The organism is Paenibacillus sp. IITD108 (genome assembly GCF_036541265.1).
Classification (GTDB): domain Bacteria; phylum Bacillota; class Bacilli; order Paenibacillales; family Paenibacillaceae; genus Pristimantibacillus.
The window spans coordinates 148,542-166,220 of record NZ_JAZHCT010000012.1 but is presented as its reverse complement, the minus strand read 5'-3'; the positions used below and the strand labels follow the sequence as shown (position 1 = coordinate 166,220).

At 47.2% G+C, this 17,679-nt stretch carries 16 protein-coding genes; 12 read left to right on the top strand and 4 right to left on the bottom strand.

Features of this window, described 5'->3' with window-relative positions; translation table 11 throughout:
• Nucleotides 1–2: 2 nt before the first annotated feature.
• From V1L65_RS13220 to V1L65_RS13210, 3 genes are all read right to left on the bottom strand, one after another.
• Complete coding sequence (locus V1L65_RS13220) at nt 3–1,919, bottom strand: glycosyl hydrolase family 18 protein (RefSeq protein WP_331699626.1); 1,917 nt, start codon at nt 1,917–1,919, stop codon at nt 3–5.
• A 176-nt stretch (nt 1,920–2,095) separates the two neighbouring features.
• Nucleotides 2,096–2,383 (bottom strand): YxcD family protein, encoded by a 288-nt coding sequence (locus V1L65_RS13215; protein ID WP_331699625.1) that lies wholly within the window; start codon nt 2,381–2,383, stop codon nt 2,096–2,098.
• A 2-nt stretch (nt 2,384–2,385) separates the two neighbouring features.
• A complete protein-coding gene (locus tag V1L65_RS13210; protein WP_331699624.1) occupies nt 2,386–2,820 on the bottom strand; it encodes a hypothetical protein in 435 nt (144 codons plus the stop codon).
• A gap of 150 nt (nt 2,821–2,970) precedes the next feature.
• On the opposite strand from V1L65_RS13210, the gene V1L65_RS13205 reads away from it, so the two are divergent.
• On the top strand, nt 2,971–3,489 hold the full coding sequence (locus tag V1L65_RS13205; protein WP_331699623.1) for a DUF309 domain-containing protein: 519 nt from the start codon (nt 2,971–2,973) through the stop codon (nt 3,487–3,489).
• Here the strand turns inward: V1L65_RS13205 and V1L65_RS13200 are convergent.
• Nucleotides 3,486–3,821 carry an iron-sulfur cluster biosynthesis family protein gene (locus V1L65_RS13200; protein WP_331699622.1) on the bottom strand — a complete coding sequence of 112 codons (336 nt, stop codon included), beginning with the start codon at nt 3,819–3,821 and terminating at the stop codon, nt 3,486–3,488. The two genes, V1L65_RS13205 and V1L65_RS13200, sit on opposite strands and share 4 nt — an antisense overlap.
• Nucleotides 3,822–3,940: 119 nt before the next feature.
• Between V1L65_RS13200 and V1L65_RS13195 the strand changes: the two genes are divergently transcribed.
• From V1L65_RS13195 to hfq, 11 genes are all read left to right on the top strand, one after another.
• Nucleotides 3,941–5,455, top strand: coding sequence for a carboxypeptidase M32 (locus V1L65_RS13195; RefSeq protein ID WP_331699621.1), 1,515 nt, complete (start codon nt 3,941–3,943; stop codon nt 5,453–5,455).
• Nucleotides 5,456–5,594: 139 nt separating this feature from the next.
• On the top strand, nt 5,595–6,593 hold the full coding sequence (locus tag V1L65_RS13190; RefSeq protein WP_331699620.1) for an ABC transporter substrate-binding protein: 999 nt from the start codon (nt 5,595–5,597) through the stop codon (nt 6,591–6,593).
• Between the two features lie 36 nt (nt 6,594–6,629).
• Nucleotides 6,630–7,418 carry an ABC transporter ATP-binding protein gene (locus V1L65_RS13185; RefSeq protein ID WP_331699619.1) on the top strand — a complete coding sequence of 263 codons (789 nt, stop codon included), beginning with the start codon at nt 6,630–6,632 and terminating at the stop codon, nt 7,416–7,418.
• Between the two features lie 2 nt (nt 7,419–7,420).
• Nucleotides 7,421–8,236 (top strand): ABC transporter permease, encoded by an 816-nt coding sequence (locus V1L65_RS13180; RefSeq protein WP_331699618.1) that lies wholly within the window; start codon nt 7,421–7,423, stop codon nt 8,234–8,236.
• A gap of 317 nt (nt 8,237–8,553) precedes the next feature.
• A complete protein-coding gene (locus tag V1L65_RS13175; RefSeq protein WP_331699617.1) occupies nt 8,554–9,117 on the top strand; it encodes an outer spore coat protein CotE in 564 nt (187 codons plus the stop codon).
• Between the two features lie 194 nt (nt 9,118–9,311).
• Nucleotides 9,312–10,697 carry a putative amidoligase domain-containing protein gene (locus tag V1L65_RS13170; protein ID WP_331699616.1) on the top strand — a complete coding sequence of 462 codons (1,386 nt, stop codon included), beginning with the start codon at nt 9,312–9,314 and terminating at the stop codon, nt 10,695–10,697.
• A 125-nt stretch (nt 10,698–10,822) separates the two neighbouring features.
• Nucleotides 10,823–13,492 carry a DNA mismatch repair protein MutS gene (gene mutS, locus V1L65_RS13165; RefSeq protein WP_331699615.1) on the top strand — a complete coding sequence of 890 codons (2,670 nt, stop codon included), beginning with the start codon at nt 10,823–10,825 and terminating at the stop codon, nt 13,490–13,492.
• 42 nt (nt 13,493–13,534) lie between these two features.
• Complete coding sequence (mutL, locus tag V1L65_RS13160) at nt 13,535–15,511, top strand: DNA mismatch repair endonuclease MutL (RefSeq protein ID WP_331699614.1); 1,977 nt, start codon at nt 13,535–13,537, stop codon at nt 15,509–15,511.
• Nucleotides 15,508–16,287: a class I SAM-dependent methyltransferase gene (locus tag V1L65_RS13155; protein WP_331699613.1), complete on the top strand. Its 780-nt coding sequence runs from the start codon at nt 15,508–15,510 to the stop codon at nt 16,285–16,287. The genes mutL and V1L65_RS13155 overlap by 4 nt, the downstream gene beginning before the upstream one ends.
• A complete protein-coding gene (gene miaA / locus V1L65_RS13150) occupies nt 16,277–17,275 on the top strand; it encodes a tRNA (adenosine(37)-N6)-dimethylallyltransferase MiaA (RefSeq protein WP_331699639.1) in 999 nt (332 codons plus the stop codon). Before V1L65_RS13155 ends, miaA begins: the two co-directional genes overlap by 11 nt.
• 29 nt (nt 17,276–17,304) lie before the next feature.
• The gene (hfq, locus tag V1L65_RS13145; protein WP_331699612.1) at nt 17,305–17,550 is read left to right on the top strand and encodes an RNA chaperone Hfq; all 246 of its coding nucleotides are present in this window, start codon (nt 17,305–17,307) and stop codon (nt 17,548–17,550) included.
• Nucleotides 17,551–17,679 lie beyond the last annotated feature (129 nt).

Below are 17,679 nucleotides of genomic sequence, written 5' to 3'. Positions count from 1 at the left end.
TACTATTTGGCACGAAGCATTTTTGTCCAAAGCTCATTGCTTTCGTAGCCTAGTCGCCATGCAGCTACACCAGCCAGATCATACTTTTTAGCCAGGTTAATGCGGGCGAGCACAGTGTCCTCGGTTTCTGCCCAGAACAGATGAGTATGGCCATTTTTGACATAGCTGTATTTATATTGGCCAGCCGCAGCATCGTAGATTTTGCTGGCGCCTGTTTCAGCAATCAGCTTAGGCAGCTCTTTCATAATTATCGCACGATTGTCGACAAGCTTGCCTGTGCTGTCCAAGCGCCATTCTCTGACATAGAATGGAATGCCCAGCATAAGCTTGTCGCGAGGGATGCCATAATCAAGAAATTGCTTTATGCCTTCTTCCACCCATGGCAGACTCGCTACTGATCCTGCTTTGTCGCTGCCGCTCCAATGCTCGTCGTAGGCCATTATCATAATCATATCAACAACGGGAGCCAGCGCTGCATGATCATACGCAGTCAGATGGTTCCAGCTGACACTGCCGCGCGGCAAATCGATAGATACCTTCAGCTTTTTGGCATGGGCAGCTTCAGCAAGCTTGGTTACAAAAGCAGTGTATGCTTTGCGGTCTTTTCCAGACACTTCTTCAAAGTCAATGTTGACGCCGTATACGCCAAGTGCTGCGAGGCGATTAACGAGCGCTGTAATAAACTTTTTCTGTGCCTCGCTATTCGCAAGAAATTCTGATGTCATCGTGCGATCGAATTGATTATGAATGAGCGGCATAACGAGAACGCCCTTGTCATGCAACGCTTTCACAACTGCCGGATCGGAAGAATCCTTAAGTGTGCCGTCTGCCTTCGTAAGCTCAAACCAGGTAGGAGAATCAATATTAAGACCTTGTGTATTGGCTACATGATTATGGATAGTAGCTGCAGCGCTGCTGCCGTTCCACCCTAAATAAATCAGCGATTTAATATTGCTCCAAATGATTCGTTCATCCAAGGTGCGTGCAGTGCTGTTGGAATAGCCCTTTGCATAATCGACAGCAGCTTGTCTTGTCGTGAAATGCTTAAGCTTCTTCTCTCCTTGATACACCGTGTAATAGGGATATCCTGACCACAATACATTGCCTTCAAATACGACTTCTGAATTAGCCCACCTTTTGGCATCCTTTACGGCTTGCTGCAAGGTTGCAAATTCAAATATTTGCTTGCCGTTTTGCAAAACTTTGTAGCTTGCTTTATTGGAATGGATAATTGCTTTAGATTTAGCATTGCGCACTTCGCTGTTGGCAATTTTCAAGGATGCGTCAATCGCATCCTTCAGAAAGGAGTAGGCTTTTGTATCCGGGGCTTTTACGCCATTAACGATTATTTCGTAGACCGCTGCTGCTTCCTTTTGGGCTTTGCGCTGGGCATCAGTTAAGTTGTCCCATATCCAGCTATTCGTGTTCAGATCAATAATATGAGCATTAGCCCACTTTTTCGCTTCTTTTTTGGCTGCATCCAGTGTAATGAATGACCAGCCAGCTAAAGATTTATCACCTTGATACAGCTGGTATTGCGGATAAGAGGAGTAAACCCAGCCGATACTGTTGAGATCGCGAATATGTACATTGGATAATGTTTTGGCAAAGGCTAATGCGTCATTGTAGGTTTGAAAATCCCACTTTGAGCTGGACTTGCCGTTTTGATACACCTTGTAGCGGGGGAAATTATCCCATACCCAGCTGCGGCTGGCAATTTTTTCTACATGTGAATAGTTAAATTGCTTGGCGTATCTTACAGCTTCTGCTTCGGTCGAAAATTCTTTCAAGGCTTTGTCGTTTTGATAGACTCGATACTGCGTCATCTTGCTTGCTGCTGATGCTTGTGGCGCATACATTGCAGCAAATGACTGAATGATGATAGTCAAAGCCAGCAACAGCGACCATCTTTTTTTCATAGGCGAATGTTCACACTCCTTATAGTAGTCTATTGGTTAGACGCGTATAGGAGGGGGAAGTTGCTATAAAAAATAGTAGTTTGCTATGGTTAATAGTGGTAACTGGCAGGCGCAAAAAAAAATGCCCTGCTAGCTCTAAAGAGCAAACAAGGCATTTTATCATATATTTTTGAACATTAATTAGCAATATTAGCCCAAAATTCTCCTTCTTCCTCATCCGCATCAAGCGTAATATCGGAACGGAATACCCGTCGATCATATTGAGTAAACATATATTGCTCGATCGCTTCAAGCAAGTTGGATTCAATCAAGTATTGGCTGCGTCCATTAACCCAAATTTCTGCAGTAAAACCATATTGCTCCTCCCAGGATAGCTGAACCTCAACATCCTCGGGGCGAACACCGCGACGATCAGCAATATGCAGACAGACTGCGTTAATGATCTCGTCTGTATAAATGCGCATAATTAGTAAGGTCTCCGCTGATCCGGATTAGGCTTCTTGTTGCGTATATAAACAAACGCCGCGCGAATGACCATAAAGATCGCAACAATAACAAGCAGATTAACCATTAGACCAAGAATTTCGCCAAAAGCGCCCATGCTTCCGAAAAGTCCGCCAAACAGCATGCCGGCAAGACCGCCAAGCATAAGTCCTTTCATAAAGCCGCTGCCGCCAAACAATCCGCCTGATTTAGCAGCTCCTGTCGAGCTTGTGCCAGTCGTAGATTTTGTGCCTGTGTTGGATTGCTGAACATTATCTGTTTTCTTAGGCGTCTGGGTGAAGCTTTGTTTTGGAGATTTGATGCCGCCGCCGCGACGGGCATCTGCTGAGTCGCTGAAGCTGAAGCTAAGGGCGAACATCAATGTCAACGCCATCATTACTAGTAGTCCTTTTTTCATCTGGTCTTTCTCCTCCTGAATGGTCTGTTTGAAAGATTGCTATCATAGACAAGTACGTCTAAGATAGAAGTAGGTTTCAATTTTTTATAAAAATAATAAATTTTTTTTGAAGACATAGTTTTAGGGGAACTGGAGGAGTTTAAATACAAAATGAATGAGCATTTAATTTCCTATTTAATCCAATTCCATGCGGTGCGTGATTATTTTGAATGTCACGAGCTTCTGGAAGAATACTGGAAACAGCATCCGGAGGATCGCTATGCCCATCTGTATGTTGCTTTAATACAGGTAGCTGTCGGGCAATACCATGAAAGGCGCGGCAATCGTTCAGGCGCTGTAAAGATGTACCAGTCAGCGACAAGCAAGCTTAAGCTGTCTTCATTGACTCCTCTCGGCATAAGCTCCGAGGATTTGCTGGAGCAGCTGGATGAACGTGTGCAGGCTGCTTCATTAGGACTTGAATTTGAAGATATCGACATGTGGATTACGGATGAGTCCTTGCTGCAGGAATGCATGAGACGAACCGACTCATTAAGTTTGGAATGGGGCGCCCCTAGTCCCAAATGGGATGATGCGCTCATTCATCGCCATAAGCTGCGTGACAGATCGGAAGTTATCGCTGCCCGAGCTGCAGCGCAGGAATTGCGCAGATCAAGAGAAAACAGCTAGTCCGTTATTTCTGCAGACGTGTACAGCTTGAGATCAAGCGTATAGATTTGATTATCGCTCTTCAAACTAAAGCTGTCAGTTGAAGTGTTGTAATCGATTCTTAGGCTTGGCTCAAAAAAAACGGCATGACGCGGCTCGTGCCATAAGCGCAGCGGGGTTTCCTGCAGCAATGCGTCATCTACAGAAGGCGACTCAATCAGCTGCATCGCCGGCACTCCGCTAAGCACACAGCCGCAGCCTTCCGTATCATGCAGCAGCTTGAGCTGCTTTGTTCCGTCCGCAACGTAAGGGAGCAGTTTCTCCAAAGCGCTGCTGGAAAATTGAACGTTCAAATGGGTCACTCCTTTAAACAAGAATTAGAAGAAGTCTTAATACCTATTATTATAGGCAGTTGAGAATGTAACATCAAGCTGGCTGCCAGTACATACCTAATCTGAAGGGCGGGTTTCAAATGTCGGAACAAACGAAAAAAGTGTTGGACAGCTTTAAGACTGCCAATCGTAAAATTAAAAGCTTTGAAGAGGCGCTAGGCGTGCTCTATTGGGATTTAAGAACTGGGGCTCCCCGTAAAGGAATGGACGTCCGTTCGGAGGTTATAGGCGAGCTTTCTGCGGATATGTTCAAGCTCTCTACTTCGCCAGAGCTCGGTGAATGGCTGTCTGAGCTTGAGCGCAAGGAAGTATTTGCATCTTTATCCGAAATCGATCAAAGACTTGTAACAGAGACAAGGAAGGATTATAACCGCAGTGTTTTAATCCCGCCTAAGCTTTATCAGGAATATGTAGTTATTACATCACAATCTGAGTCGAAGTGGGAGGAAGCGAAGGAAGCGAATGATTACGCCGGTTTTAAGCCCTACCTGGATAAGGTTATTCGTTATACGAATCAATTTATCGATTTGTGGGGCGCAGGGCAAACACGTTATGACACTTTGCTGGAGCCTTATGAGCCAGGTATGACGGTCGCTGAGCTAGACCGGATTTTCGGCGGACTGCGCGAGCAGCTTGTGCCGCTTTCTGCTGCCATTGCCTCTTCGCCTAATCAGCCGGACACGAGCTTTTTACGCCAGCAATTCGATGTAGCTGCGCAAAAAGATTTTAGTTTATATATATTGCAGCAGCTCGGCTTTAACTTTGAAGCAGGCAGACTGGATGAAAGCATGCATCCATTTGCAACGGGACTTAATCCAGGCGATGTGCGAATTACGACACGCTACTTGAAGGATGATGTGACGAGCGCATTATTTGGCACGATACATGAATGCGGCCATGCCTTATATGAGCAAAATATTATGGACCAGTTGATTGGAACGACGCTTTGTACGGGAACGTCTATGGGAATACACGAATCACAGTCTCGTTTTTGGGAAAATGTAATCGGTCGCAGCCGGCCGTTCTGGAACCGGTATTATAAGGAGCTGCAAGCCCGTTTCCCAAATTTGAGCCATGTATCCTGCGATCAGTTCTACAGAGGCAATAATGTTGTCCAGCCTTCGCTAATTCGAATTGAAGCAGATGAGCTAACCTATAACCTTCATATTATTATCAGGTATGAGCTGGAGAAAATGATTTTTAACGAAGGGCTTACAGCAGCGGAGCTGCCGGAAGTTTGGAATGAGAAGTATAAGCAATATTTAGGCATTGCGCCAGCAACCGACAGCGACGGCGTGCTTCAGGATGTTCATTGGTCGGGCGGTGCGTTTGGTTATTTCCCGTCCTATTCGCTTGGCAATATGTATGCCGCTCAATTTGCCAATACGATGGAGCAGCAAATCCAAGATTTCTGGCAGCTTGTTGAAGCAGGTAATTTGCTGCCGATCAAGGAATGGCTGGCAGATAAAATTTATCAGTATGGTAAAATGCGCACCCCATCTGAGCTTGTTCAATCGATTACGGGCCAAGTGCTTGAGCCACAATATTTGGTTACTTATTTGACGAATAAGTATAAAGATATTTATAAGCTGTAAAAGGAATAATCAAGGCAGCTCGCATAGCCGCAAGGCTAGTTGCGAGCTGCCTTTTTTATTTACACAGCTAGCACCGTATAACCGAGAGGTGCATAGGCTATTACATCAATCGATGTGTATAGTTTGGAGGCATAGTCAGATGAGGCGAAAAATCGTTATGGTTTTGTTGGCAGCAGCTTTAACAGCTTCTTTAGTAATAAGCGGCTGCTCTAAGCAAGGGTCTGAAACAACAAAGGTGCGGATAGGAGAGGTGACGCGATCATTATTTTATGCACCGCAATATGTGGCGATCGAGAAGGGCTTCTTTAAAGATGAAGGGATTGAAGTCGAGCTTACAACTACGCCCGGCGGCGATAAGACGATGACAGCACTGCTGTCAGGTGTTGTTGATGTTGCTTTGGTAGGCTCGGAAACATCCATTTATGTGCATCAGCAGGGCGCGGACGATGAAGTTATTAATTTTGCGCAGCTTACGCAAACTGACGGCACATTTCTGGTTGCAAGGCAGAAGGACGATAGCTTTGACTGGTCGAAGCTGAAAGGATCAGTGTTTTTAGGTCAAAGGGTGGGCGGTATGCCGCAGATGGTTGGTGAGTTTGCGCTGAAGAAAAACAATATTCAGCCGCATGATGATCTGGAGCTCATTCAAAACGTTGATTTTGGAAATATACCAGCAGCCTTCGCGTCAGGCACAGGAGATTATGTGCAGCTGTTTGAACCGACGGCTTCAATATTCGAACGTGAAGGAACAGGCTATGTAATCGCATCGTTTGGTACGGAGAGCGGCAATTTGCCTTACACCGTGTTTATGGCAAAGGAAAGCTATTTGAAGAAAAACAATGCCGTTGTACAGTCCTTTACAAATGCAGTATACAAAGCTCAGCAATGGGTGGAGCAAAATGACGCGGCGGCTATAGCGAAAGTTGTTGCGCCTTATTTTGACGGCGTGGATGAGGATATTATGATATCGTCGATTGACCGCTATAAGCAGCAGGGCTCGTATTCGCTAGACCCAATTATTGATGAGCAGGAATGGAATAACTTGCTGGATGTCATGGAGTCTGCAGGAGAATTGAAAACAAGAGTGGAGCACAATAAAATTGTAAACCTGACTTATGCAAGAAAGGCGCTCGAATAATGCAATAGTCGTTTGCAGGCAGTAGGGGGCAAGCAGATGAAGCAAGAAACTGTTTTGGAGCTTCAACAGGTTACGCATGTTTATGTAAATGAGAAAGGTACCTTTGTTGCCATTGAAAATTTTAGTTTATCCATTGCCGAAGGCGAGTTTTTAGCATTGGTTGGACCGAGCGGATGCGGCAAGACGACGGTTTTAAACCTGCTTGCAGGGCTGTTCCAGCCTACTTATGGCAATGTGCTGTTTGGCGGGTTAAAGGTGGATGGTCCTTCCAGCAAGGTCGGTTATATGCTGCAGCAGGATTACCTGTTCCCGTGGCGCTCTATCGAGCAGAATACGCTAATCGGTCTTGAAATACAGCATCGAATGAGGAAGGAATCCAAAGCGGAGGCAGAGCGTCTGTTAACGGAGCTTGGTTTGCCCGGTGCTGGAAAGCGGTATCCGCATGAGCTTTCGGGCGGCATGCGCCAACGTGTGGCACTTGCCAGAATGCTCGTTACGAATCCTTCCGTTCTGCTGTTAGATGAGCCGTTTTCTGCTCTGGATTTTCATATTAAGCTGCAGCTCGAGGAACTGGTGCAAAGCACCCTGCGCCGATTGGGAAAAACGGCTGTGCTGGTTACACATGATTTGTCTGAGGCAGCTGCCATGTGTGACCGTGTAATTGTGCTGGGGCGCAATCCCGGCCATATTCATTGCGAGGTTGTCATTCCTGATTCACTGCGGCTTGCCAGTCCGCAAATAGCGCGGACGCTTCCCGAGTTTCAATCCGTGTTCGAAAAGCTCACCTCTGAGCTTGATGTGATTGACACGGAAGGAGAGGATTAGCTATGGATAGACAGCATATGAAAACGGAGCTGCATCAAGCTTACAAACGCAGCGCGCGCCGGCGAACCGCAGCTGTTTGGATGGTGCAAATTGCGATTCTCGCCATTTTTATAGGCCTTTGGGAGGCTGCCGGCCGCAAAAAATGGATTGACCCTTTGTTGTTCAGCTATCCGTCGAAATTGCTGAACCATTTGTCGGCATCCATGGCAGACGGAACAATTTGGCCGCATATTGGCGTGACAGTAACGGAAACGATAGCAGGCTTTGCGCTTGGCACAATATTGGGGACGGCTATCGCAGCACTGTTATGGTGGTTTCCATTTTTATCTCGCGTGTTCGATCCGTATCTCGTCGTGCTCAACAGCATGCCGAAGGTAGCGCTTGGACCCATATTTATAGTGGGCTTGGGGCCTGGCTTCATGTCCATTGTTGCTATAACACTATCTGTCACTGTCATCATTACGACATTAAGTATATATAACCAGTTTAGAGAAGTAGACAGCGGATTTATAAAGGTTGTGCGATTGTTTGGAGCTTCACGCTGGCAGCTGTTCAAAAAGGTTATACTGCCAGGTTCCTTTCCCGTTATTATAGCAACCTTAAAGGTGAATGTAGGTCTTGCCTGGATAGGTGTTATTGTCGGCGAGTTTTTAGTTGCAAAGTCAGGTCTTGGCTACTTGATAATATATGGCTTCCAAGTTTTCAATTTCACGCTGGTTCTGTCAACTCTCGTTGTTATTGCTGTAGTAGCTGCTATTATGTATCAGCTGGTAGCTTTGCTTGAACGCAAAGTAACATCTGGCTGGCGCGAACGATAGCATAGCAAAATGCGCAGCTGGATGTAGGGATGTTCGAAAAATTAAGAGCAGCAATATTTGAATGACTTATAGACTCTTCTATTTCAGAACATTCCTATTATCCACTGCTGAGGACATACAATTTCCTTGGCAGTGCTGACGAAAATCACTGCTCAGCAATAGAAAATGCGAGGGGAAATACCCCCTCGCACTGCAAGCCAGCCATATTTTTAAGAAGACTTGTAAAATATTTTTGTTAGTTTAGAATACATTAATCAACAAAAGCCCAAGACCTGCATACACTTTAAATGAATGATTGTATGGAGGAGGTTAAATCAATGACGATTGCAGATAAACAGCTTCACGGAAGAGAAATTATTACGAAGGCTGTCTGCGGTAAAGGTCGTAAGTTTTCAACAGTAACTCATACTGTTACACCGCCACATAAACCTACAAGTATACTAGGTGCGTGGATTATTAATCACCAGTATGAAGCGGTAAGGTGCAGCGAAGGTATAGAGGTTGTTGGTACTTATGACATCAACATTTGGTATTCTTACAGCAACAATTCACAAACTGATGTAGCTAAAGAATCCGTACAATATGTTGAAGTAGTTCCGCTGTCGTATTTGGATGGCAAGCACAGGCCATCGTCTGAAGAAGTATATGCTGATGTGCTGCAGGAGCCAAACTGCATCGAGGCGAATATTTCTTCGAACGGCAATAGTGTTAATGTCCGTGTGGAACGAGAATTTTCGGTAGAGCTTATCGCTGAAACAAAGGTTTGTGTAGCGGTATGGCCGCATGGAATGTCGGATTTGGATGATAAGGGCTTATCATTTATCGACAGCGACAATGACTTTGAGGATTTGGATTCTGACCTGCTGGATGACGATTTGTAATTTATCCGTTTGCGACACGGATAATGTATTCTATGCCGAACATACGGCGAGTTTGAGGGCGAAAGCCCTCTTTTCTTTCTTATTTATGTTATACATGAATAATTAAACGAATGCCTATAAATGCTCCCTGCTGCCACTGTGATAGCGGGAGTTTTCGTTATTGCCAATCTGTTGGATAGATAGGAGGTGACGCTGTGAGAGTAATATGGGGGGAGCAGGAGCATTCCGCTCCTGATAAAAGCTGGAGCGCTGGCGATGCGGTTGTGCTGAAGCAGAACGAGCAATACAACGAAAGCTTTAAAGCCCCTGGTGTGTGGCTGCTTAATGCCGGAGCAGCAAAGCATAAGGAGTTGCTGACTAAGTCCTGGCAAGAAGCCAGGTGGAGAAGGGCGGGCCTGATGCAGCGAAAGCAGCTGACTAGTGTGCGATTGTATCGTGTCGTGGTATGCCATTTGCAAATTGTTCATTTAGCAAGAATAGCGCCCGGCAAGGAGCAGGAGACGCTGAAGCGCCTGAACAGTGATTACGGCGTCGTCAGCAGCGGAAGGGATCAAGAGTCTGGGGCAAGCTGGAGCTCGGACCGGCTGCTTCAGCTAGTTGCAAAGCATGCTGTTTTTGCCTTGTATGCGCTAGAAATTGATATAGGCGAAATAATTATAGCGCTTGGAGGAGATGGCAGAAGCGAGCCGGTGCGAGCTATGCCGGACATTGCGAATGCTGAGCTGAAGCGTGCAGCCGCAGATGAATTTATACGCTGGTATCGGCAAACGGCAAAAAGCTATCCGGCACTTTCTCAAAAGCTGCTTCTGGGGGCAGATCCAGAATTTGCTCTGCTGACTGCTGGAGGCAAGATTGCAATGGCATCGCGTTATTTTGGAAGCGGCAAGGGAGGCGCCGCCGGAGCAGACACGATGAGGATCGCAGGAAAGCTGCTCTATCCGATTGCGGAGCTGCGTCCAGAACCTGCAAGCGATCCGGAAGCACTGATCGTCAATGTCAGAAGGCTGCTTCAATATTCGCAACGGCGCATTACGAATTCGCAGCTTCGCTGGGTAGCAGGCGCCATGCCCGTGCCCGGGCTTGCGTTGGGCGGCCATATTCATATTAGCGGCGTACCGCTCACTACACGCCTGCTGCGCTTATTTGACAGCTGCATCGCCTACCCGCTGGCGCTGGTGGAGGATGAAGCGGGGCGCAAGCGAAGACCGCGCTACGGCATGCTGGGCGATTACCGCCTGCAAGCGCATGGCGGCTTTGAATACCGCACTTTGCCGAGCTGGCTTGTTTCCCCGCTAGCAGCAAAGGCGGCTGTCGCGCTGGCGGCATTATGCGCCAAGGAAGCGCTGACTCTTGCTTACGTGCCTGCTGCAGAGGAAAAATATGAGGCCGCTTATTATAACGGCGATCGAACAGAGCTGCAAGCCGGATTGGATGACATTATAAAAGTCGTAACAAGCGCTGGCCAATATGCAGCTTATGCGAAGTGGATTGACCCCCTTTTTGAAGCAGCAAAAAAAGGGCGCGTTTGGAACGAGCAAAGCGATTTTCGCGAGAAATGGCGCATAAGCGCCAGGAAGTGAACATTTAATGAAGACACAATATAATTCAATAGTTTGATGGCGCACGTCTGTTCCGCTTGGTATAATGGAAGCTGACTGTGTTCGTTTTCGGAATAATATTAATGGCAATAGCAGGAGGAACTTTGATGGCTGGTTATACTCCCATGATTCAGCAATATTTGGCTGTAAAAGAAGAAGCGAAGGATGCTTTTTTGTTTTTTAGATTAGGTGATTTTTATGAGATGTTTTTTGAGGATGCCATTGCTGCGTCCAGAGAGCTTGAAATTACGTTGACAGGCCGTGACGGCGGCTCGCAAGAAAAAATTCCTATGTGCGGCGTGCCGTACCATTCAGCAGAAAATTATATAAACCGATTGGTTGAAAAAGGATATAAAGTTGCAATTTGCGAGCAGGTAGAAGATCCGGCCAGTGTAAAAGGGATCGTGCGAAGAGAAATTGTCCGAATTGTTACGCCGGGAACCGTAATGGAGACGAAGGCGCTGGCGAGCAATCAGAACAACTTCATCGTAGCTGTTACGAGCGTACATACGAATCTTGCTCTTGCTGCATGCGATTTGTCGACAGGCGAGCTGTACGTGACTTCACTGCCGGAGCATTGGGACTCACTGCTTGATGAAGTGAATTTGTATTCGCCAGCAGAAATAATCGGAGAGCATCATATTTTGGAGGAGCTTAAGACCAGGCTAAGCTATCCAATCCCCCTTACACCTCGCGAGCAGCTTGCGGATCATTTGCTGAAGGGGCAATTTGAGGAGGAGCAGCTTGAAGGCTTGGCTGCCGAGCGCATGAAGGTAATCAGCTTGATGACAGCATACTTGGATGAGACACAAAAACGGTCGCTAGCGCATGTGCGTCATATTAGGTCATATGAAACGAATCAATTCATGGTTCTTGATCAATATACAAGACGGAATTTGGAGCTGACAGAGACGGTGCGCGACCGCAGCAAGAAAGGGTCGCTGCTGTGGCTGCTGGATCGGACGCAAACATCGATGGGCGCAAGAATGCTAAGAAGATGGATTGATAAGCCGCTCGTCAGCAAGGATGCGATAGAGGAGCGTTTGAACGCAGTCGAAGGACTGTACTTGAATTTGATTTTGCGTGAGGATGTCCGGACTGAGCTGCAGCCAATCTATGATCTTGAAAGATTAGTAGGCAGAGTAGCTTACGGAAATGCAAACGGACGCGATCTAAATGCGCTTCGTATTTCACTGCGCCGCATTCCCGCTTTAACTGCCTTATGCCGTGCTTCAGGAATAGCATCGCTGCAGGCGCTTGTTGATCAAGCGGATGAATGTGCCGACTTGGCCGATCAAATCGAAGAGGTGCTTATAGAGGATGCTCCAGTCTCGATTCGAGAAGGGGGCTTAATTAAAGCTGGCTGCGATGAATATTTGGATTCGCTGCGCGAGGCCAGCGTCAACGGCAAGAAATGGCTGGCTGAGCTTGAGAAGCAAGAGCGTGAGGCGACAGGAATCAAATCGTTGAAAATTGGCTTCAATAAAATATTCGGCTATTATTTGGAGGTTTCCAAAGCAAATCTTTCGATGCTTCCGGAGGGAAGATATGAACGCAAACAGACTTTAGCGAATGCTGAGCGCTTTGTAACGCCGGAACTGAAGGAAAAGGAACGGCTTATTCTGGAGGCCGAGGATAAAATGGTCGATCTGGAATATGAACGATTCTTGCAATTAAGAGGATTTATAGCGGGCCATTTGCCAAGGCTTCAGAAGGCAGCTGCGATGATAGCGGAGCTCGATGTGTATCAATCGCTTGCAACGGTGAGCGCAGAGCGCCGATTCGTGCGTCCGGCTGTAAATGCTGCATATAATTTGCATATTGAAGCTGGCCGTCATCCTGTCGTAGAGGCGATGCTGGAGGATTCGCCTTTTATAGCGAACGATACCGTGCTTGAGCAGCAGAAGCAGTGGATTTTGCTCATTACCGGCCCCAATATGGCTGGAAAAAGTACATATATGCGGCAGGCGGCGCTTATTTGCATTATGGCGCAAATCGGCTGCTTTGTACCGGCCAAACGCGCTGAAATTCCACTTATCGACCGAATATTTACGAGAATCGGCGCTGCGGATGATTTAATAGGCGGCCAGAGCACGTTTATGGTCGAAATGAAAGATATACAGCTTATGACGGAGAAAGCAACAGTCAACTCGCTAGTTATTATAGATGAGCTGGGCAGGGGAACCTCAACTGCGGAAGGAATGGCTATCGCGCAGGCCGTCATAGAGTATGTTCATCACCATATCGGCTGCAAAGCACTAGTCTCTACTCACTTTCATGAGCTGGCTTATTTGGAAAATACTCTTCCTTCGCTGGCTAATGCAAGAATGGCTGTCGAAGAAAGCGGTGATCACGTAACCTTTTTGCGCAAGCTCATTGCGGGTGCGGCTGATACAAGCTATGGGATTTATTGCGCTCAGCTGGCCGGCTTGCCTAATGCTATTATAGGACGAGCCTACGAGCTGCTGGAGCAATCGGAAGCCGTCCAGTTGCATCATAGCGCCGCAATAAACGAAGCGAGCGCAGCGTCTGCTATGCCGGTGGCTGGCAATAATCCGGTTGATCAGCAATCGCGCCAGCCAGCTTCTTCCATCGTACAGCTGTCAATCTTTGATGATCCTGATCACGTGCAGGAGTCAGCTGCGCCGAAGCGCAAGGGCCAAGTAAAGGAAGAAATGCTTGCAAAAGAGCTGCGCAAGCTTGATTTGTTGAATATAACGCCAATGCAGGCCATGCAATGGCTGAATGATATGAAAGCTAAAATGCTGCATGAATAGACAGTATAGCTACTGCTAATCATGAACACGGAGGTGAGAGAAGTGGCTGGCAAAAAAATCAATGTGCTGGACGAGCAGCTCGCCAATCAAATAGCAGCCGGGGAAGTCGTAGAACGGCCAGCTTCAATCGTAAAAGAGCTGGTTGAAAATGCAATCGATGCAGGAAGCACCACGGTCGATATTACGATAGAAGAAGGCGGTCTGACTTTAATCCGTGTTGCGGATAATGGCGACGGTATTCCTTCTGACGACATGCCGCAGGCTTTTCAGCGTCATGCAACGAGCAAAATAGCGACGAATAGTGATCTATTCCGCATAGCCAGCTTAGGCTTTCGAGGGGAGGCGTTACCAAGTATAGCGGCAGTTTCACGGCTGGAAATGATTTCGGCAGAAAGCGATACTGGATTGGCGCGCCGGCTTGTCCTGGAGGGCGGAGCAGTGACGGCGGATGAGCCCTGCAACGCTCCGCAGGGTACGGTGATTACTGTACGCGATATTTTTTACAATACGCCTGCAAGGCTGAAATATATGAAAAGTATTCAGACTGAGCTCGGGCATATATCGGATTATATAAACAGAATTGCGCTTGCCCACCCTGGAATTGCGTTTACGCTTCAGCATAATGGCAATTCATTGCTGCGCACATTAGGCACGGGCGATCGCTTGCAGGTTATTGCTGCAGTGTATGGAAGCAATACGGCTAAAGCGATGTATCAGCTCGCAGCTTCGGATGCAGACTATACCGTTAATGGTTATGTATCCAAGCCAGAGCTGAGCCGCAGCAACCGCAACGGCATAACTGCCATCGTTAATGGAAGATATATTCGCAGCTTTATGATTAACCAAGCACTGGCGAATGCCTATCATACTTATTTGCCTATTCACCGCTATCCGCTCGCAGTCATTGAGATTGAGATGCATCCCAGCCTGCTTGATGTGAATGTGCATCCTTCCAAAATGGAAGTGAGATTCAGCAAGGAGCAGGAGCTGCGCCAGCTTATTGAACAGGCAGTTAAAGCCGTCCTTGAAAGCGAGCGCTATATCCCGAAAGGAGCGGACAGCTTGACGCCGCCGCGCTCCAAGCCTGCTTATGTACAGGATTCGATCTCGTTTCATATGAATGATTTCAACCGGGAGAGCATGAATAAGCCGGAGCAGTCAGAAGCTGGAGTTTCCCAGTCCGTTTCCTCGAAGCAAGATGCGGTTCGCAGGCCTTCTGCAAACAGTCAGACGGGCAGCGGCAATCGCAGTCCAGGAGAAGCCTATCGAGAGCAAAGCGCTTCTTATGGTGCTATACCTAGGGATGCAACAGAAAGATTGTACGCACCTGCAAGTTCCAAGCAAGCGGATTTTGCTTCGCAGGAGTCCGCAGCTGCGCTGGAGGAGCCGCCATTGCGTGCTGGGCAGCAGGCTCCCCCTGAAGGGGCTGGTGCATTTCCCGAGCTTCACTGGATTGGTCAGCATCATGGTACTTATATTGTAGCCCAGGCAGAGGACGGTTTATATTTGGTCGATCAGCATGCTGCACATGAAAGAATTCATTATGAATATTTTTTACAAAAATTCGCCAATGCTGAAATTGCAAGCCAAAATCTGCTTGTTCCGCTAACGCTGGAATTCACAGCAGCTGAAGCAGCTCAACTGAAGTCCCAGCTTGATTTGCTGCTTCAAGCCGGCGTTGAACTGGAGCCGTTTGGCCCGCAGACGTTTTTAGTCCGATCTTTGCCGGAATGGATGCCTAAAGGGCAGGAGCATGAGCTGCTCGAGGAGATGACCAACTGGCTGCTGGCAGAGCGCAAGGCTGTGCCTATTGGAAAGCTGCGGGAAAAAGCGGCAATTATGTGTGCTTGCAAAGCTTCCATAAAGGCAAATGACAGAATTTCGCGGGAAGAAGGAGAAACTTTGCTGCAAAGGCTATCAACCTGCTCGCAGCCATACACCTGCCCGCATGGCCGGCCAATAATTGTTCATTTCAGCATCTATCAGCTGCAAAAAATGTTTAAACGGGTGATGTCGTGATTGTAACTACTGCGGTAAAGCCTACTGAGGCGCATATCGCCAAAGCACAGCAGCTAGCACGAGAGGTGGGCGGACAATTTGTGCCGCGCGAGAAGCATTCCATACAAAAGCTTAAGGAGCAAAGTGCTGAGGGAGCTGTTATTGTCGTAACGGAAAAAGAGGTTAGGCTTTTTGATGCTCATCGTGCCCAGCCCTTCTTCTTTCATCCAAGCATGGCGTTAGTGCGGGTGAAGCGTCTTTTAAAGGGCGAGCAGGATCCATTGCTCGTTCTTTCCAAATGCGAGCAGGGTGATCACATTATAGATTGCACGGCTGGCTTATGCGGCGATTCTCTCGTTTTTTCGTTTGGCGCCGGCCGGGAAGGAAAGGTAACAGCGCTGGAGAGCGAGCCGGTGCTTTGTGCGCTTGTTCGGGACGGGCTTGCCTCCTATCGTTCCGGCGAAGCTGACATTGATGAGGCGATGCGGCGCATCGAGCTGCAATGTACAGAACATTTGCAGTTTTTGAAGAAGCTGCCGGATAAAAGCACGGATATCATCTATTTTGATCCCATGTTTCGGCAACCGGTGCATGAATCCAGCTCGATGAAGCCGCTTAGAACAATAGCCAATGCCAGCCCTTTGACGATTGAAGTGATTCGAGAAGCAACCAGGGTTGCGCGCAAAACGGTTATCATGAAGGAAAATAACTTCAGTGACCAGTTTGAACAGCTTGGGTTTAAAAAAATTAGCCATGCAAAAATCGGCTATGGAGTGATACATATTGATGGAGCATAACAACAGCTGGAATTATTCAGCTGTAGCAAATGGCAGTGCCAAGCAGCCATTGCTTGTCTTGGTTGGGCCAACCGCAGTTGGCAAAACCAAGTTAAGCATTGAGCTTGCTAAAGCATGGCAAGCCGAAATCATTTCAGGCGATTCAATGCAGGTATATCGTGGTATGGATATTGGAACAGCAAAGATACCTGTTTCCGAACGTCAAGGCATTCCCCATCATTTGATCGATATTTGCGAGCCGGAGCAGGCTTACTCCGCAGCGGAGTTTCAAGAGAACGCAGAAACGGCTATTCAGCAAATCGCTGCCAAAGGCAAGCTGCCCTTCATCGTGGGCGGGACAGGGCTGTATGTAGAATCGCTATGCTATCGTTATCAATTTGCACCACTTGGCTCGGATGAATGCTTTCGGCAGGAGCAGGAGAAGTATGCGCTAAGCGAAGGCAATGAAGCTCTTCATCTCAGGCTGGCAAAGATTGATCCCGAAGCAGCACAGCGGCTTCATCCTAATGATGTAAGAAGAGTCATAAGAGCGCTGGAAGTTTACCATCTGACAGGGCAAACCTTTACTGAGCAGCAAAAAGGACAAATAAAACAATCCCCGTATGAGCTGTGCCTCATTGGGCTTACGATGGATCGCGCTGAGCTGTACCGCAGAATCGAGCTTCGCATCGATCAAATGCTGGAAGAAGGGCTTGTTGAAGAGGTGCAAAATATACTGGAGAGACATTTGCCGCCCTCAGCTGTACCTATGCAAGCGCTGGGCTATAAAGAAATAGCGATGTATTTGCGCGGCGAATGCTCTTACGAAGCTGCAGTTGAGCTGCTTAAAAGAGATACGAGGCGGTTTGCCAAGCGCCAGTTGTCTTGGTTTAGACATATGCGCGACATTCACTGGATCGATATGGACCAAAAGTTTAGCAACAATTTGCAGTTAATTCATGGTATAATAGCAGGAAAGTTTAAACCTTATCGTGAATATAAATCATAAATCAAACTATTAGACGGGGGTAACGTTCAATGAACAAATCGATCAATATTCAAGATACATTCCTGAATCAATTGCGCAAGGACAGCATTCCGGTTACCGTTTTTTTAATGAACGGCTTCCAAATACGAGGCGTTATTAAAGCGTTTGACAATTTTACAATAATTATTGACAGCGAGGGCCGTCAGCAAATGGTTTATAAGCATGCGATTTCTACCTTTGTACCGCAGCGCAACGTATCATTAATGCAGCAGGATTCAGCTCAATCAGAAGTATAATCGGAACTAAAATGCAGTAAATTGAAACTTTCTATCTGAAAGATTCGTTTAATTAGATAGCGGTAAGCAGGAGCAGCCCGCTCGTACTGGGTTGCTTTTTGTTTTTGCAGCATGCAGGAACGCCGCCAA

Coding starts and splice junctions, on each gene's coding strand:
- V1L65_RS13220 (WP_331699626.1), bottom strand. CDS start 1,919: ATGAAAAAAAGATGGTCGCTGTTGCTGGCTTTGACTATCATCATTCAG.
- V1L65_RS13215 (WP_331699625.1), bottom strand. CDS start 2,383: ATGCGCATTTATACAGACGAGATCATTAACGCAGTCTGTCTGCATATT.
- V1L65_RS13210 (WP_331699624.1), bottom strand. CDS start 2,820: ATGAAAAAAGGACTACTAGTAATGATGGCGTTGACATTGATGTTCGCC.
- V1L65_RS13205 (WP_331699623.1), top strand. CDS start 2,971: ATGAATGAGCATTTAATTTCCTATTTAATCCAATTCCATGCGGTGCGT.
- V1L65_RS13195 (WP_331699621.1), top strand. CDS start 3,941: ATGTCGGAACAAACGAAAAAAGTGTTGGACAGCTTTAAGACTGCCAAT.
- V1L65_RS13190 (WP_331699620.1), top strand. CDS start 5,595: ATGAGGCGAAAAATCGTTATGGTTTTGTTGGCAGCAGCTTTAACAGCT.
- V1L65_RS13185 (WP_331699619.1), top strand. CDS start 6,630: ATGAAGCAAGAAACTGTTTTGGAGCTTCAACAGGTTACGCATGTTTAT.
- V1L65_RS13180 (WP_331699618.1), top strand. CDS start 7,421: ATGGATAGACAGCATATGAAAACGGAGCTGCATCAAGCTTACAAACGC.
- V1L65_RS13175 (WP_331699617.1), top strand. CDS start 8,554: ATGACGATTGCAGATAAACAGCTTCACGGAAGAGAAATTATTACGAAG.
- mutS (WP_331699615.1), top strand. CDS start 10,823: ATGGCTGGTTATACTCCCATGATTCAGCAATATTTGGCTGTAAAAGAA.
- miaA (WP_331699639.1), top strand. CDS start 16,277: ATGGAGCATAACAACAGCTGGAATTATTCAGCTGTAGCAAATGGCAGT.
- hfq (WP_331699612.1), top strand. CDS start 17,305: ATGAACAAATCGATCAATATTCAAGATACATTCCTGAATCAATTGCGC.